At 47.5% G+C, this 15,024-nt stretch carries 13 protein-coding genes and 4 tRNA genes; 16 read left to right on the top strand and 1 reads right to left on the bottom strand.

What is annotated here, in order from left to right:
* The first annotated feature begins 4 nt into the window (after positions 1 to 4).
* From HFE64_08135 to HFE64_08160, 6 genes are all read left to right on the top strand, one after another.
* On the top strand, positions 5 to 547 hold the full coding sequence (locus HFE64_08135; protein MCI8633429.1) for an NADH peroxidase: 543 nt from the start codon (positions 5 to 7) through the stop codon (positions 545 to 547).
* Between the two features lie 176 nt (positions 548 to 723).
* Positions 724 to 795: transfer RNA gene (locus HFE64_08140), tRNA-Glu, on the top strand.
* Positions 796 to 800: 5 nt separating this feature from the next.
* Positions 801 to 874, top strand: a tRNA-Ile gene (locus tag HFE64_08145).
* 28 nt (positions 875 to 902) lie between these two features.
* Positions 903 to 976 (top strand) — tRNA-Met (locus HFE64_08150).
* A gap of 4 nt (positions 977 to 980) precedes the next feature.
* Positions 981 to 1,052 (top strand) — tRNA-Gly (locus HFE64_08155).
* Positions 1,053 to 1,296: 244 nt separating this feature from the next.
* Positions 1,297 to 1,743 carry a helix-turn-helix domain-containing protein gene (locus HFE64_08160; protein MCI8633430.1) on the top strand — a complete coding sequence of 149 codons (447 nt, stop codon included), beginning with the start codon at positions 1,297 to 1,299 and terminating at the stop codon, positions 1,741 to 1,743.
* 496 nt (positions 1,744 to 2,239) lie between these two features.
* Here HFE64_08160 and HFE64_08165 read toward each other — a convergent pair whose 3' ends face one another.
* The gene (locus HFE64_08165) at positions 2,240 to 2,830 is read right to left on the bottom strand and encodes a metallophosphoesterase (GenBank protein ID MCI8633431.1); all 591 of its coding nucleotides are present in this window, start codon (positions 2,828 to 2,830) and stop codon (positions 2,240 to 2,242) included.
* Positions 2,831 to 2,946: 116 nt separating this feature from the next.
* Between HFE64_08165 and HFE64_08170 the strand changes: the two genes are divergently transcribed.
* From HFE64_08170 to HFE64_08215, 10 genes are read left to right on the top strand one after another with little or no spacing between them, the layout of a single operon-like run.
* Positions 2,947 to 3,594 (top strand): HAD-IA family hydrolase, encoded by a 648-nt coding sequence (locus HFE64_08170; protein ID MCI8633432.1) that lies wholly within the window; start codon positions 2,947 to 2,949, stop codon positions 3,592 to 3,594.
* A gap of 4 nt (positions 3,595 to 3,598) precedes the next feature.
* Positions 3,599 to 4,495 carry a prephenate dehydrogenase/arogenate dehydrogenase family protein gene (locus HFE64_08175; GenBank protein MCI8633433.1) on the top strand — a complete coding sequence of 299 codons (897 nt, stop codon included), beginning with the start codon at positions 3,599 to 3,601 and terminating at the stop codon, positions 4,493 to 4,495.
* Entirely contained in the window at positions 4,479 to 5,756 is a 1,278-nt protein-coding gene (aroA, locus tag HFE64_08180) for a 3-phosphoshikimate 1-carboxyvinyltransferase (GenBank protein ID MCI8633434.1), read from the top strand. Before HFE64_08175 ends, aroA begins: the two co-directional genes overlap by 17 nt.
* The gene (aroC, locus tag HFE64_08185; protein ID MCI8633435.1) at positions 5,753 to 6,829 is read left to right on the top strand and encodes a chorismate synthase; all 1,077 of its coding nucleotides are present in this window, start codon (positions 5,753 to 5,755) and stop codon (positions 6,827 to 6,829) included. The genes aroA and aroC overlap by 4 nt, the downstream gene beginning before the upstream one ends.
* Complete coding sequence (gene pheA / locus HFE64_08190) at positions 6,822 to 7,913, top strand: prephenate dehydratase (GenBank protein MCI8633436.1); 1,092 nt, start codon at positions 6,822 to 6,824, stop codon at positions 7,911 to 7,913. Before aroC ends, pheA begins: the two co-directional genes overlap by 8 nt.
* Entirely contained in the window at positions 7,913 to 8,398 is a 486-nt protein-coding gene (gene rnhA, locus HFE64_08195) for a ribonuclease HI (GenBank protein MCI8633437.1), read from the top strand. Before pheA ends, rnhA begins: the two co-directional genes overlap by 1 nt.
* 33 nt (positions 8,399 to 8,431) lie before the next feature.
* Positions 8,432 to 9,244, top strand: a complete 813-nt coding sequence (locus HFE64_08200) for a GTP pyrophosphokinase family protein (GenBank protein ID MCI8633438.1) — start codon at positions 8,432 to 8,434, stop codon at positions 9,242 to 9,244.
* A gap of 17 nt (positions 9,245 to 9,261) precedes the next feature.
* Positions 9,262 to 9,720, top strand: a complete 459-nt coding sequence (gene nrdR, locus HFE64_08205) for a transcriptional repressor NrdR (GenBank protein MCI8633439.1) — start codon at positions 9,262 to 9,264, stop codon at positions 9,718 to 9,720.
* Positions 9,721 to 9,734: 14 nt separating this feature from the next.
* On the top strand, positions 9,735 to 13,208 hold the full coding sequence (addA, locus tag HFE64_08210; protein MCI8633440.1) for a helicase-exonuclease AddAB subunit AddA: 3,474 nt from the start codon (positions 9,735 to 9,737) through the stop codon (positions 13,206 to 13,208).
* Entirely contained in the window at positions 13,202 to 14,845 is a 1,644-nt protein-coding gene (locus tag HFE64_08215) for an ATP-dependent helicase (protein MCI8633441.1), read from the top strand. The genes addA and HFE64_08215 overlap by 7 nt, the downstream gene beginning before the upstream one ends.
* The last annotated feature ends 179 nt before the right edge of the window (positions 14,846 to 15,024 follow it).

Here is a 15,024-nt window from a genome sequence, read left to right on the forward strand (position 1 = left end):
AACAATGGCTAAATTTGTATGTAATGTATGTGGTTATATTTATGAAGGCGATGCTGCTCCGGAAAAATGCCCTCAGTGCAATGCACCGGCTAGCAAGTTTACTGAGCAAAAGGGAGAAATGGCTTGGGCTGCTGAGCATGTTGTGGGTGTTGCCCAGGGGGCAAGTGAAGACATCATGGCAGATCTGAGAGCCAATTTTACCGGCGAGTGCACAGAAGTAGGCATGTATTTGGCGATGGCTCGTGTAGCGCATCGTGAAGGATATCCTGAGATCGGCTTGTATTGGGAAAAGGCCGCTTATGAAGAGGCTGAGCATGCTGCTAAATTTGCAGAGCTGCTGGGAGAGGTTGTGACAGATAGCACTAAGAAAAACTTGCAGATGCGGGTAGAGGCTGAGAATGGTGCTACAGCTGGTAAGTTTGATTTAGCAAAGAGAGCGAAGGCTGCTAATCTGGATGCAATTCATGATACCGTTCATGAAATGGCACGTGATGAGGCAAGACACGGAAAAGCTTTCGAAGGACTGCTTAAGAGATACTTCGGTTAATTTAAAAGCGGATTATAGGGGCGTGCGCAAAAGGCACGCCCTTTGATTTTGCGTAAAAGGGCCTTTCGGTGGGAATTTGAAAGGTTGATTTAAAAATTTGAAAAAAACTATTGACAAAGATAAAATGATTTGATATACTAATACTCGCTTCGGTCAACAACAGTTGCAGAGCAAATGGCCCCGTGGTCAAGCGGCTAAGACGTCGCCCTCTCACGGCGAAAACCCGGGTTCGATTCCCGGCGGGGTCATTTATGGGCCTTTAGCTCAGTTGGTTAGAGCGTCCGGCTCATAACCGGATGGTCCCGGGTTCGAGTCCCTGAAGGCCCATTCTTAGAAGGTTAGACTCGAATTTCATGGCGGAGTAGCTCAGCTGGCTAGAGCACGCGGTTCATACCCGCGGTGTCAGGAGTTCAAGTCTCTTCTCCGCTACTATGCGCGAATGGCTCAGTGGTAGAGCATCGCCTTGCCAAGGCGAGGGTCGCGAGTTCGAATCTCGTTTCGCGCTCTGAAAAATAATCTCTGAAACCCTTTATTTAAGCGGTTTCAGAGATTTTGTTTTTTGTTATTTTTTCTAGCGAAATTTTAAAATCCCCATCAAATCCCCATCATTTTGTTTTTATGTACCAGGTCAGGCGCAAAATTTTATCAGTCATTCTAGGATGCTATATGAGAGCAACAGCGAGTTGCTTGATTTTTCTTAATATAGCCAGTATAGTATAAATATACTATTTGTGAGGTGATAAGTGGTTATGAAAACGAAGGATGTTATATTGGAACTTAGAACAAAAAATGGGTTATCTCAGGAAGAGCTTGCCGAAAGAGTTTATGTGACGCGGCAAGCAGTATCCCGCTGGGAAAATGGCGACACAATACCGAATACAGAAACCTTAAAATGTTTATCCAAGCTTTTTAATGTTTCGATCAACACACTTCTAGGCTCTCCGCGCAAGCTGATTTGTCAATGCTGCGGTATGCCGCTGGAGGATGCATCTATAAGCAAAGAAAAAGATGGCACATTTAATGAAGAGTATTGTAAATGGTGTTATACGGATGGAAAATTTGTTTATACAAGCCTTGAGGAACTAACAAATTTTTTGGTAGGGCATATGTCAAATGAAAATTGGCCGCCAGAGCAGGCGCGCACCTTTTTTGAGGCGCAGCTGCCTCAGCTTGGATATTGGAAGCAGAAAAAATGAATGTGTGCTGAGCTGGTAGCGCTTGGCCTTCTCCTGATCTGATCGTTCCTTCCGTACTACGCAGGCAACCCTTTTCTGTGGCATGTTATATTTGTATTTCCACCGCCAAGGGCGGAAATAGACGACTTAGCTGAACCTTTTATACCAACTCTGGCTGAAGAGGCAATCTATGGCTGAAAAAACTCAGCCATAGATTCAGTTACTGTCCATGTGTGGCTGAGTCCTTTCAGCCACACATGGCGGAAGACAGCAAAATAGCAGAAAATTTTACGCTATCTGGGAGATTTACGCCAGGCACGGCGCAAACCAAGTCATACATCACTGGCCCTGACGCAAATAAAATCATCTATCACTTAGCCCTGGCGCAGACTAAGTCATACATCACCGGCCCTAGCATAAGCAAAACCATCTATCATCTATTTCCATCAGCGGCTGAAAATCAGTAGAGCAACTCCAGAGTAATTCCAGAGTATAATGCACCGTAAATATTCATCTGTTAAATCTCAAATATGTATTTTTCATATGCATTGATCACGGTTGTATTTTCAAACATACGGCGGCGCTGGAATTTGGAGGAATAATTGGCATGCATATGACCATGCACCATATAAGCGGGCTTATATTTGTGCATGAGATTAGAAAAAGTATGGAAGCCGCAGTGAGCCTGATCTTCTCCGTCGCCGCAGCCAGCGGCAGGAGAATGAGTAAGAAGTAAATCAAATCCCTTATTTTTCATGAGCTGGAAACGCAATTTGGAAACGCGCCGTTTCATTTGAGCCTCTGTATATTGATAGATGCCGTTGTTGTAGCAGATGCTGCCGCCAAGTCCTAAGATGCGCAGCCCCTGATAACAAAAAATGCGGTCGTCCACGCAGGTGCAGCCTTCGGGCGGCGCAGCCGGATAGCGGGTGTCATGATTGCCCGGAACATATAGTACAGGAGCTTTGCACATGGTTGCCATGAAGCTGAGATAGGAGGCTTTAAGATCGCCGCAGGATAAAATCAGGTCAATATCCCGCACATAGTCTTTATCAAAATAATCCCATAAGAATTTGGATTCCTGATCGGCGAGCGCCAAAATCTTCATATGAAACACTCCTTGTATTTTTATAATGTGAATAGAGTTATTATAGCAGATTTAAGAAAAAGTTCAACCGATGAATAATGCTTGCAATCTGAACATCTGCAAGATATAATAAAGTTATGGAAAAATATGAAAGCTATATCTGGGATTTTGACGGTACTTTGTTTGAATCATACAAAAGAATGAGTTTGGCCTTTTGCAAGGCCGTGCAAGAATATGGCGCCGAGCAGGGAAAAGAAATATCCGTATCTCAGCAGGAAATACGGCAAAAAATGAAGTGTTCAGTGGGGGTTGCCTGGCGCTATTATCAAGCGCGCTACCAGCTGCCGGAGAGCGTGATAGAGCGCTATCGTGATTTAGAGAAAAATATGCCGGAAGAACCGTTTGCACCCTTTCCTGAAACAAAAACTGTTTTAAGCCAGTTGTTTCACGGCGGCAGCCGACATTTTGTATACACACACCGAGGCAATGAAACAGGGTGTTATCTGGAAAAGTTTGGCCTTGCAAATTATTTTACGGGGCTTATCACAGCAGCAGATGGGTTTCCGGCCAAGCCGGCGCCGGATGCGCTTATGTATTTGATTGACCGATATCAAATTAAGCCAGAGCAGGCACTGATGATAGGGGATCGGATCATCGATATGCAGGCGGCGCAAAATGCAGGCATAGCCGGATGTTTATTTGATCCTGAAAATGAAATAGAAAATGGTATCGGCGGATATCGGATTCAAAGCCTAAGTCAGCTGATTACGGATGGTATAGGATAAAAGCATGCATAAAAATGAGATGGTCATGGTGGGCCTGGGACTGATGGGTACATCCTTGATAAAAGCACTGAAAGAGACGACAAATTTGTGGGTAGCAGGCCTTGACATAAAGCGGGAGCCGATTCAGCGCGCAATGGCTGATCAGGTTCTGCAGGCGGGCGCGGTATTAGGAGAAGAAGAAGAAAAGGTACGAGCGCTTCTTTCTAATAGCCGTTTTATTGTGCTGGCTTTATATCCTGACGGTATCCTTGACTTTATCGACACATATAGCAGCTGCTTTCAAAAGGATACGATTATCATGGATATCTGCGGGCTAAAGGGAGCCTTTGTAGAAGAAGCGCAAAGACGTCTGCCGAAAGGTGTTGAGTATGTAGGCACACATCCCATGGCCGGAAAAGAAAAAAGCGGTTACGAAAATGGAGATAGTGAACTATTTTTAGGAGCCAGCTTCATTATTACGCCAACGGCGCAAAATAGACCGGAGACCCTGCAGCTAATCCGGCGTATGGCAGTGGCGGTAGGATGCGGCAGAATCAGAGAGATTGCGCCGCAGGAGCATGATCGCATTATTGCATACACAAGTCAGCTGCCGCATGTCATGGCCGCGGCGCTGATCCGCAGCTGGAATGGGGATGAAGATGTGGTTTCCTATACCGGCGGAAGCTTTCGGGATGCAACGCGTGTGGCCGAGATCAATACAGAGCTTTGGACGCAGCTGTTCTGCTATAACAGCAAGGAGCTGCTGCCGGAGCTCGAGAGATATCAGGAGCAGTTATCTGTTTTTATAGATCTGCTGAAGAAACGGGACGAGAAACAAATGGACCAGTTTCTTAAAGAAGCCTCTGAGCGGAAAATCACATGGAAAACGAAGGGAGATCGTTACGATGGAGGACGTGGTTAAGATAATACCGGGGACGGTAAGAGGAACAGCATCCATCCCGGCCTCTAAAAGTTTGTGTCATCGAGCGATTTTAGCTGCTGCACTGGCAAAAGGAAAGTCAACCATTGATCATGTTTCCTTCTCAGAGGATATCGAAGCAACACTGGCTGTTGCCGCCTGCTTAGGAGCGCGTATTGAAAGAAGCGCAGAGAGCATCTGTATTGAAGGAATGGGCAGGGCTATTTTAGATACAACAGCCGTGCAGCAAATTGACTGTCATGAATCCGGTTCTACGCTGCGGTTTGTTGTGCCGATTTTAGCAGCGCTTGGCATACCGGCTCATTATGTCGGGCATGGCAAATTAGGGCAGAGGCCTATGAATGTATATTATGATCTGTTTGATAAACAGCAGTTACCTTATGAGACGCAAGAAAACGGAGCGCTGCCGTTAACGGTAACTGGGCGCCTTCGGGCAGGCGAGTTCTATATTGACGGAGGCATCAGCTCCCAATTTGTGACGGGCCTACTGATGGCACTGCCGCTTTTAGAAGGGGATTCAGAGCTCCATGTCCAAGGGCATCTGGAATCGAGACCTTATGTCAATTTAACACTGAATGTTTTGAAACAGTTTGGTATAGAGATTCAGGAGCCCTCTCATCAGTGTTTTAGGATCAAAGGAGGCCAGCAGTACCAAGCGACCGATTACAGAGTAGAAGCAGATGCATCCCAGGCTGCATTTTTCATCTGTGCAGCAGCCATTGCAGCAGAACAGGAAGGGCTTTTAATTTCGGATTTGCGATCAGATACAGCGCAGGGCGATCTTGCCTTTCTGGAAGCACTGCAGGCCGTCGGCGGCCAGTATCGATGGGAAAAAGAGGGTCTTAGGGTGTATCGGACGCAGTTAAAAGGCAACCTGAGCTTTGATGTAAGCCAGTGCCCAGACATTGTTCCCATATTGGCAGTGCTGGGGAGCTATACAGAAGGGACCATGCATATTACGGGGGCGGCAAGACTGCGCCTAAAGGAATCGGATCGTCTGGCGGCGATTACGAAAGAATTAAATCGTTTAGGGGCCCATGTGGAAGAAGCAGCAGCAGGGCTTTTGATTCAGGGGGGGCCGCTGCAGGGAGGATCTGTGGAAAGCTGGAATGATCACCGGATCGCCATGTCTGCCGCGATTGCCGCGCTGGGTTGTCAAACGGCTGTACAGATTCAAGGAGCCGGCAGCGTAAGAAAATCCTGGCCTACGTTTTGGGAAGATTTGGAGAAAATAAGACAATGAGTAATACATGGGGAAATGAAATTCGGTTATCCATTTTTGGAGAATCGCATGGAAACGGGATCGGGATGGTACTTGACGGGATTATGCCGGGAGTACGGATTGATCAGGAGCAGCTGCAGATGCAGATGGCGCGCAGAGCGCCGGGCGGCGCACTTGCTACGCCAAGAAAGGAAGCCGATGAGGTAGAATTTTTAAGCGGGATTGTTGATCATGTAACCTGCGGCAGTCCTATTTGCGGCATCATCCGCAATACGAATACACATTCCAAGGATTATACAAAAACCAAGGATTGGCTTAGACCCTCGCATGCAGATTTTACAGCGCTGATTAAGTATAACGGATTTGCAGATTTTCGCGGAGGCGGTCATTTTTCCGGCCGGATTACCGCGCCCCTAGTGTTGGCAGGCAGTATCTGTGCTCAGGCCTTAAAGCAAAAGTTTGATATACAGACGGGGAGTCATATTATTCAGCTTGGAGAGTATCGGGAAGAAAAATGGCAAAGTCCGGAAGCGGTGCTTTTAAAAGAAATGGAAAGCAGCCGGATTCCCTGTCAGGACCCTCAGAGGGTGACGCAGCTGATCGAAAAGGCCAGAGAGCAGGCAGACAGTATAGGCGGTATGGTAGAAACGGCTGTAACGGGGATTCCAGCCGGATGGGGAGATCCCTTCTTTGATTCGTTGGAAAGCCGTCTGGCCCAGCTTCTTTTTTCGGTTCCGGCAGTAAAGGGCGTTTCCTTTGGAGCCGGCACCTCCTTTGCCGCTATGCGGGGATCGGAGGCGAATGACGCTTTTTGCCTGCGCGAAGGCCGGGTGCAGACAGCATCCAATCATAATGGCGGAGTTTTAGGCGGGATTTCCACGGGAATGCCTTTATTATTTCAGACAGTGCTTAAACCCACGCCTTCGATTGGACAAAAGCAGCGTTCGGTCAATATACGGACGATGCAAGAGGAGGAGAATGCGATTGTGGGAAGGCATGACCCTTGTATCGTACTGCGGGCAATTCCGGTTTTGGAGGCAGTAGCTCAAATCGCATTATACGACGCATGGAAAGGAAGTGAGCCTCGTGCGTGAATTAAAAGAGGTCAGACAGGATATTAACCAGGTAGATGCACAGCTGAGTCAGCTGTTTGATCAGAGAATGCAGCTGGCAAAAGAGGTGGCGATCTATAAGCAGGCACATGAGATGCCGATTTTTGACAGGGCGCGTGAGGAGCAGGTGCTGGAAACACGGCTGAAGGATTTTCCGAATCGGGATGCTGATTTTTTAGAAGCGACGCGCGTGTTTTATCAGACCTTGATGGATCTGAGCAAAAAGGCGCAGCTAAAATGGATTGATCGGCCGAGCAAGGCAGGGTATTTTGGTGTGCCGGGTTCTTTTACGCATGAGGCCTTTGTGCAAATGTTTGGAGAAGAGATGCCGGCCGCGGCCTATCAGAGCTGTGAAGAGATTTTTCAGGCTCTGGAAAAACGGGAGATTCGCTATGGCGTATTGCCGGTGGAAAATTCGCTGACGGGGATCATCAATGATGTATATGATCTGCTGGGACAGTATGATTTTTATATTGTGAAGGAATGTACACTGCCAATTCAGCAGAATCTTCTGGGGATTGAAGGCAGTCAAATAGAGGAAATCCGCGAAGTATATTCGCATCCGCAGGGGTTTGCACAGTCTGCTGAATTTTTGAGTCAGTTTCCGGATTGGCAGCTGATTCCGTATTATAATACGGCCATCAGCGCGGAAAAGGTGGCAAGAGAACAAAAGGCGCATCAGGCATGTATTGCCGGAAGGAGCAGTGCGAAGCTGTATGGGCTGCAGGTGCTGCAAGAGGGGATTCAGGACCACGATCAGAATTTTACCAGATTTGTTGTGATTGGCACCAATATGGAATCAGGAGCCGATGCAGATAAGATTAGTCTGTATTTCACGCTGGAGCATAAGCCGGGCAGCTTGTTTGGGGCGCTTGAAGAATTTTCAAAACAGAATCTGAATTTGCAGCGAATTGAATCCAGACCAATGAAGGGACGGGTCTGGGAATACGGCTTTTTTGTGGATATCGAAGGAAATTTAGAAGATGAAAGAGTCATTGCGGCCCTGAAGGGCGTGAGAGAGCATTGTCATTCGTGGAAGATATTAGGAAATTACAAAAAGGTATGATGCAGGTAACAATTTATACAGATGGCGCATGCAGAGGCAATCCAGGGCCTGGGGGGTACGGCAGTATTTTGCGGTATCAGGGGCCGGATGGAAATTTGTATCAAAAAGAGCTCAGCAGAGGCTATCAGCTGACGACCAACAATCGCATGGAGATTCTGGCGGCGATCGCAGCGCTGGAAGCGCTAAAACGACCCTGTCAGGTTACCCTTTATTCGGATTCTCAATATCTAGTGAATGCATTTCGGCAGGGATGGCTGGAAAACTGGAAGAAGAGAAATTGGTTTCGGGATGCTAAAAAGAAAGAAAAGGTCAAAAATGTGGATCTGTGGAAGCGGCTGGATGCTTTGCTGCAGCAGCATACAGTTACCTTTCACTGGGTCAAGGGGCATGCAGAAAACCCGTATAATAACCGCTGTGACGAGCTGGCGGTAGCCGCTGCATTAGATAAAGAAAAGCAGCTGGCAGACGAGGGGTTTGTCCAATAGGGGTAGACAGAAAGGTAATAGGAGAGGTAAGCAATGGAAATACAGGAATGGCGGAAGTTCTTAATTCCGTATGATCAGGCAGTGCAGGAGCTGCTGGTTAAATTTCAAAACATCATTTTGGAATATCGGAATTTAGGAAAGTATTCTCCGGTAGAGCTGGTAACGGGACGGGTTAAAAGTATCAGCAGTATTTTAGAAAAAATGGGGAAAAACCAGATTCCTTTTGAACAGCTGGAGGATCGAATGTCGGATATTGCCGGTATTCGGATTATTTGCCAGTTTGTAGAGGATATCGAACGAGTGGTTGCTTTAATTCGAAACCGAAAGGATATGGAGATCACAGAGGAAACGAATTATGTGGCGCACCGCAAAAAAAGCGGCTATCGAAGCTATCATATTATTATTAACTATCCGGTGTATACCGTGTTTGGGCAGAAAACAGTGCGGGCTGAGATTCAGATCCGAACATTGGGCATGAACTTCTGGTCGACGATAGAGCATTCTCTTTCTTATAAATATCGCGGAGAGCTTCCTACTGATGTGAGAGAGCGTCTGCAGAAGGCTTCGGAAGCATCTTTTGAAATGGATAAGGAGATGTCAGCCATCCGGGAAGAGATCATTGATGCGCAGGAGAAGTTTAAGGTGAAAGCGACGCTGGTCAGCGATGTGCTGAACAATATTCAGAGTATCTATGCTAATAGTGAACGGATTGCGATGCAGGAGGCCCAGCAGCAAATTTTAGAAATGGTCAGAAATAATGAGGTAGATAAAATTCGGGCGTTTAGTGCAGAGATCGATGCGATTGCACAGCATCATCATCTGCAGACGTTATCTAATTTAGAATAAACAAAGGAGAGCATACGATGAAATGTCCATTTTGCGGGTATGACGATACGAGAGTCATTGATTCAAGACCGTCAGAGGATGGCAGCACGATTCGGCGCAGAAGAACCTGCGAAAAATGTCAAAAGCGGTTTACAACCTATGAGAAAATAGAAACGATGCCGCTGGTTGTGATCAAAAAAGACGGAAGCCGTCAGCCGTTTGATCGGGAGAAGCTGATTGAACGGATTTTAAGAGCCTGTCATAAGAGACAGACTTCACTGCAGGAAATTGAAAAATTGGCGGATGAGATTGAGAATGCCGCTTTCAATTCCTTTAATAAAGAGATTCCTACCAATGAAATCGGTGAAAAGGTCTTGATGGGATTGTGGAAGCTGGATAAGGTGGCTTATATTCGCTTTGCTTCGGTCTATCGTGAATTTGCTGATTTGGATTCCTTTTTAGAAGATCTGAATCAGATGAGAGCGAGGCAGAAATAAAAACGGAGAAACGAATGGAATTTCAATTTACACAGGATCAGCAGGCGGTGATTGATCATAAGGAGGGCAATCTGCTGGTCTCAGCAGCGGCAGGCTCCGGCAAGACGGCTGTGCTGGTGGAGCGGATCGCGCAGATGGCGCTCCGCAGCCAGGATCCGGTCTCTATGGACCGTATTTTGGTGCTTACCTTTACCAATGCGGCGGCCCGGCAGATGAAAGAAAAAATAGAAGCAAGGATACAGCAGGCCTTGGAAGAGCGGCCGGAGGATGCATTTTTAGAGGAGCAGTACCATAGTCTGTCCATGGCAAGCATTATGACAAACCATGCCTTCTGTCTTCAGATCCTGCAGGAGTATATTACCCGGATTCCCGAATTGGATCCGGGTTTTCGTGTTGCGGACGAGACCGAGATGGAGCTTTTGCGGCTGGATGTATTGGCAGCAGTGCTGGAAAGGTTTTATTCGAGGGCCCTTGCGCCGCAGCTCTCGCAGCAAAGCGAGGATTTTTTAACTTTTATGGATGCCTATGGAGGCAGCCGGCAGGATAGTCAAATAGAGGATTTGTTGCTGCAGGTATATGCATTTATGGAAAATGACCCGCATCCGATGGAATGGCTTACCCGCGCGGTTGAGCAGATGAATCCGGCCTCTTGGAAGGAAAACGGAGAAAATATCTGGAAGCAGCTGGCAGTTGAGCAGATAGAGGAGGAGCTTTTCGCCGCATTTTCCCTGCATGAAGCCGCCGTGCGGCAATTTGAAGCGGCGGGAGCCGGAAAGCAGGCAGAAAATTTGCGGCTGGCCGTCGCATCGGTACTGCAGGCTGCAGAGATAGAGGAAAAAGCCAAAGCGGTTTCTCAAATTGCCTGGCCAAGAATGAGCTATGCAGCTTTCAAAGAGGATCCGGATGCGCAGCAGGAGATGAAGGATCTGATCAGCCAAATGAAAAAGGCCTTTACACAGGTAGCTACGCTGCACGATACCTACTGGGCTCCGGAGGCCGTGTCAAGGCTGGAAACGCTGACCTTTCCCGCCATGCGGGGAATGAAAGAGGTGCTTGCAGCCTTTGATCAGGCGTATCGAAAGGCCAAACAGGAAAAAAATCTGGTGGAATTTTCGGATTTTGAGCATGGAGCGCTGCGAATTTTGCAGGAGGAGGCTGCGGCGGCTGAGCTGCGGGAGCGGTATCAATATATTTTTATTGATGAGTATCAGGACAGCAATCCCCTGCAGGAGGCTATTATTGAACGGATTGCGCGTTGTGATGAGAATGGACAGGCCTGCAATGTGTTTATGGTGGGCGATGTTAAGCAGAGTATTTATCGCTTCCGGCAGGCGGATCCCTCGCTGTTTTTGACTAAATATGAGACCTATGGCAAAACTCCGCATACGAGGAAGCTGGTGCTGGGGCAAAATTTCCGCAGTGAAAGGCCGATTCTGGAGGCGGTTAATTTTGTGTTTGAAGCGCTGATGCACAAGGAAAGCGGCGAGCTGGAGTATGGGCAGGAGGAGCGGCTGTATCCGGCAAGGCCGGAAAATAAGGAAAGTAAAATTCCTGCGCTTTGGGTACTGGAGACGGAGACAGAGCTGGATAGTCGGGAGCAGAGCGGGCAGGAAGCCAGACTGGTGGCGGGAGAGATCCTGCGTCTGGTCAGGGAAGGACTGCACTACCGGGATATTGTGATTTTGATGCGCTCAGTCAGCGCGCAGGGAGAGATCTATAAAAAGGTTTTGGAGAGTAAGGGAATTCCTGTGTATGCAGAAAGCTCGGAGAATTTTTATGATACACAGGAAATTCGGACCATGATGAACCTGCTGCATATAATTGATAATCCGCGGCAGGATATTCCGCTGATGGGCGTTTTATATTCTCCGATTGTCGGGATGAGTGAGGAAGAGCTGGGGCGGATTCGTCTTGCAGCGCCGGAAGCTGATTTTTATGATGCGCTGCTAAGCTTTTGTGCTCAGGAAGCGGCCGATGCATGTCATCAAAAGGCAGTTGATTTTCTGAAGCGATTAGATATCTGGAGGGATATGGCAAGCGTAAACCGGGTGCATGACCTCCTCTGGAAGCTATATATGGAAACCGGGTTTTATTTATATGCGGCTTCCATGCCGGAGGGCAGCATCAGAAAAGCCAATTTGGATCTATTACTTGAAAAAAGTATTGCCTTTGAGAAGGGAATTTACAGCGGATTATATCAGTTTTTACGCTATGTAGAAAAGCTGGATAAATACCGGAAAACGCAGGAAGAGGCCAAAACGCTGAATGAAGAGGAGGATCTGGTGAGGATCATGACAATTCACAAAAGCAAGGGCCTTGAGTTTCCGGCAGTTTTTGTGGTTGGTCTGGGAAGAAAATGGAATACCAAGGATGCAGACAGTAAGATATTGCTGCATAGAAAGCTGGGGATTGGCGCTGCTGTGATGGATAGTAAACGATATGTGCGGTATCCATCGATGACAACGGAAATTTTAAAGCATCAGCTGCTTCGGGAGATGACAGCAGAGGAAATGCGTTTGCTGTATGTGGCTATGACAAGAGCGCAGAGCAGGCTGTGGCTGGTGGGGACCAGAAAGGAACGGCAGAGCACAGCGAAAATTTCGGCGCAGTGGCAGATGCCGCCGCGGGAGGCCTTGCAGGCACGCACGTATTTGGAGTGGGTAGAAAGGATCGTGCAGAGCAAGGAAGGGCAGGCGATTTTATATCGCGTCTGGCACCCCTCAGAAATAACAGAGGAGCAGGCAGACATAAAGATAAGAAAAGAAGAAACAGCGGATCGTACGGCCGAACAGCTGGGGGAGCAGTTTGACTGGCGCTATCCTTATGAGAACCAGAGCCGGATTCCGGTAAGGCTGTCTGTTTCCCAGATCAAAAGCCAGAGGGGGCGAGATCAGGAGGCGGAAACGGAGGAAGTGAAGGCGTTTTTTCTGGCGCCGGAGCAAGAGGAGAAAAGAGAAAAACCAGAGGCCGGGGGAGCGGACCGAGGAACGGCATTTCATGCAGTCATGGCACAGGCGAATTGGGACTGTATGGTTAATGCGCAGACACTGGAAAAAGAACTGGATAGATTGCTGCAGGAGGGGAAGATCAGTGAGGAAGAAAAGGACCTATTGAATAGAAGGTGGGTTTTGCAGTTTGCAGAGTCTGCCTTGTATCAAAGAATCCGTTCTGTAGAGGAGGTTCATCTGGAAAAGCCCTTTATTATGAGCCTATCCCTTTCCGAGCTTGCTGAGCTGGCACCTGAAATGGGCTATGGAGGCGGAGAGCAGCCGATGATGATTCAGGGAATGATAGATTGCTATTTTAGAGAAAAAGACGGATGGATTCTGGTGGATTATAAAACGGATTATGAGTTAAGTGAGAAGCGGCTGGCTGGATACCAGATTCAGCTGGCGTTATATGCAAAGGCGCTGGAAAATGCGACGGGTATCCCTGTTGAGGAAAAAATGATTTATGATGTACGGAGGGGAAAGGAGATTGCATGCTGACGCCGAGTCAAAGAGAAGCTATTGAGCGGACGGAGGGAGCTGTTCTGGTGGTAGCAGGACCAGGATCCGGAAAAACGACCGTGCTGACGCAGCGGGTATATGCGTTGATCCAGAAAACAAAGCCGGAGCGAATTTTGGTGATTACCTTTGCTAGAAAGGCAGCTGAGGAAATGAAGCAGCGGTTTGCTAAACTGGCAGGAGAGGAAGCGGCTGCAAAAGTGATGTTTGGGACCTTCCACTCTGTTTTCTATCGGTGGCTGAGAAAGTGGCAGGTTTTAACGGAGAAAACTCAAATACTGGACGAGGCGCTGGAAAAGCAGCTTTGGCATGAGATGGGCTGGGACATGAAAGATGTCCCAGCTTTTTTAATGGACAAGGGGGACGCATGGCAGCAATATCAGAGAATGAAGAAAGATAGAGCGTTGGTGGATTTTGAAGATTTGATCGAGTTAACCTTGAAAGAAATAGGAAAGCATAGCGTCTGGAAGGAATATGATTATGTATTGATTGATGAGTTTCAGGATATCAATCTGGAGCAGTATCAGATTGTTCGCCGCATGGTGAGGCCGGAAGCGCCTAACCTTTTTGTGGTGGGAGATGAGGATCAGGCCATCTATGCGTTTCGCGGAGCAAAACCAGAGCTTTTTCTTCATTTTGCAAAGGACTTTCCTGATTGTCATAGAATCGATCTGACGACAAATTTCCGCAGTCAGGCTCATATTGTGAGGGCGGCACAGGAGCTGATCCGGTATAATCAGAAGCGATTTGATAAGTCTATAGAGCCCTGTGATCCAGCTATGAGAGAAGAGGTGAAACTCTATATTGTTAAGGATGAAAAGGAAGAAGCAAAACGGATTCGAAATCAGCTGGAGAAGATGAAATACCGAGGAATCCCCTATCGGGAAATGGCGGTTTTATGCAGAACGCAGTCACAGCTATGCCGGATTGGCGCGGCGCTTGAGGAGGCAGGGATTCCTTATGAGAGCCGGGAGGAGCTGATTAGAGCAGATTATGATGAATTACTGATAAAGCGGGATTTGGAAGTTTTTTGGCGGCTTAGCCGGCACCCGGAAGACAGGCAGGCGTTTCAAAGGATGATAAAATGGATTAAACAATTGATGTATGCAGGAAATTGGAGAAGAGTCCCGGAGGGGGAGGCAATCCTAAGCGCCTTGCAGCAGCAGCCAATGGAGGCAGAGATTAGAAGAGAAATTGCAGAGCTGGAAAGAAGACTAGAAAAAGGGAAAAAACTGACAAAACAGAGAGCATTTTGGTACTGGCTGCTGCAGACGGACTACTTAACCTATGTGGGCCGAAAAAGAAAAGAGAGAGGCCTGAAATGGAAGCAGGTATGGAGGCAGATGCGAAAGAAGCAGGAGGCAGGAAAGGTTTTTCTTTCTACGATGCATGGAGCAAAAGGGCTGGAATTTGATTTAGTCTGGGTAGCGGGGCTGGTAGAGGGACAGTGCCCGAGAAAGGAGGCGATCCAAGGAGGAGATTTGGAAGAAGAAAGGAGACTGCTTTATGTAGCAATGACAAGAGCAAGGAAGCATTTGCTGCTATCTTGCTATGACGGTTTGGGGATGGAGCCTTCCCGATTTTTAAGGGAAATAAAAAGTTTACAAATCATACGTTAATTCTTTACAGGCAGCAGATAAAAAGGTTTGAGAGAAAGGGAATTGTATGGTATAATAAAGGCGGCAAGACAACTTAGGTTAATCAAGACCCTGAGCCGCCTTATGAGTTTGCTGCTTTGCAGCAAACTCCGATATCACTATGGTATAATAAAGGCGGCAAGACAACTTAGGTTAATCAA

Source organism: Lachnospiraceae bacterium (assembly GCA_022794035.1).
Taxonomy (GTDB): domain Bacteria; phylum Bacillota; class Clostridia; order Lachnospirales; family Bianqueaceae; genus CALWPV01.

What these genes read in the sequence shown, in the direction of transcription:
- HFE64_08170 (MCI8633432.1), top strand. Translation starts at nt 2,947, where the DNA reads ATGGAAAAATATGAAAGCTATATCTGGGATTTTGACGGTACTTTGTTT.
- nrdR (MCI8633439.1), top strand. Translation starts at nt 9,262, where the DNA reads ATGAAATGTCCATTTTGCGGGTATGACGATACGAGAGTCATTGATTCA.
- HFE64_08165 (MCI8633431.1), bottom strand. Translation starts at nt 2,830, where the DNA reads ATGAAGATTTTGGCGCTCGCCGATCAGGAATCCAAATTCTTATGGGAT.
- aroC (MCI8633435.1), top strand. Translation starts at nt 5,753, where the DNA reads ATGAGTAATACATGGGGAAATGAAATTCGGTTATCCATTTTTGGAGAA.
- HFE64_08175 (MCI8633433.1), top strand. Translation starts at nt 3,599, where the DNA reads ATGCATAAAAATGAGATGGTCATGGTGGGCCTGGGACTGATGGGTACA.
- rnhA (MCI8633437.1), top strand. Translation starts at nt 7,913, where the DNA reads ATGCAGGTAACAATTTATACAGATGGCGCATGCAGAGGCAATCCAGGG.
- HFE64_08215 (MCI8633441.1), top strand. Translation starts at nt 13,202, where the DNA reads ATGCTGACGCCGAGTCAAAGAGAAGCTATTGAGCGGACGGAGGGAGCT.
- HFE64_08200 (MCI8633438.1), top strand. Translation starts at nt 8,432, where the DNA reads ATGGAAATACAGGAATGGCGGAAGTTCTTAATTCCGTATGATCAGGCA.
- addA (MCI8633440.1), top strand. Translation starts at nt 9,735, where the DNA reads ATGGAATTTCAATTTACACAGGATCAGCAGGCGGTGATTGATCATAAG.
- aroA (MCI8633434.1), top strand. Translation starts at nt 4,479, where the DNA reads ATGGAGGACGTGGTTAAGATAATACCGGGGACGGTAAGAGGAACAGCA.
- HFE64_08135 (MCI8633429.1), top strand. Translation starts at nt 5, where the DNA reads ATGGCTAAATTTGTATGTAATGTATGTGGTTATATTTATGAAGGCGAT.
- HFE64_08160 (MCI8633430.1), top strand. Translation starts at nt 1,297, where the DNA reads ATGAAAACGAAGGATGTTATATTGGAACTTAGAACAAAAAATGGGTTA.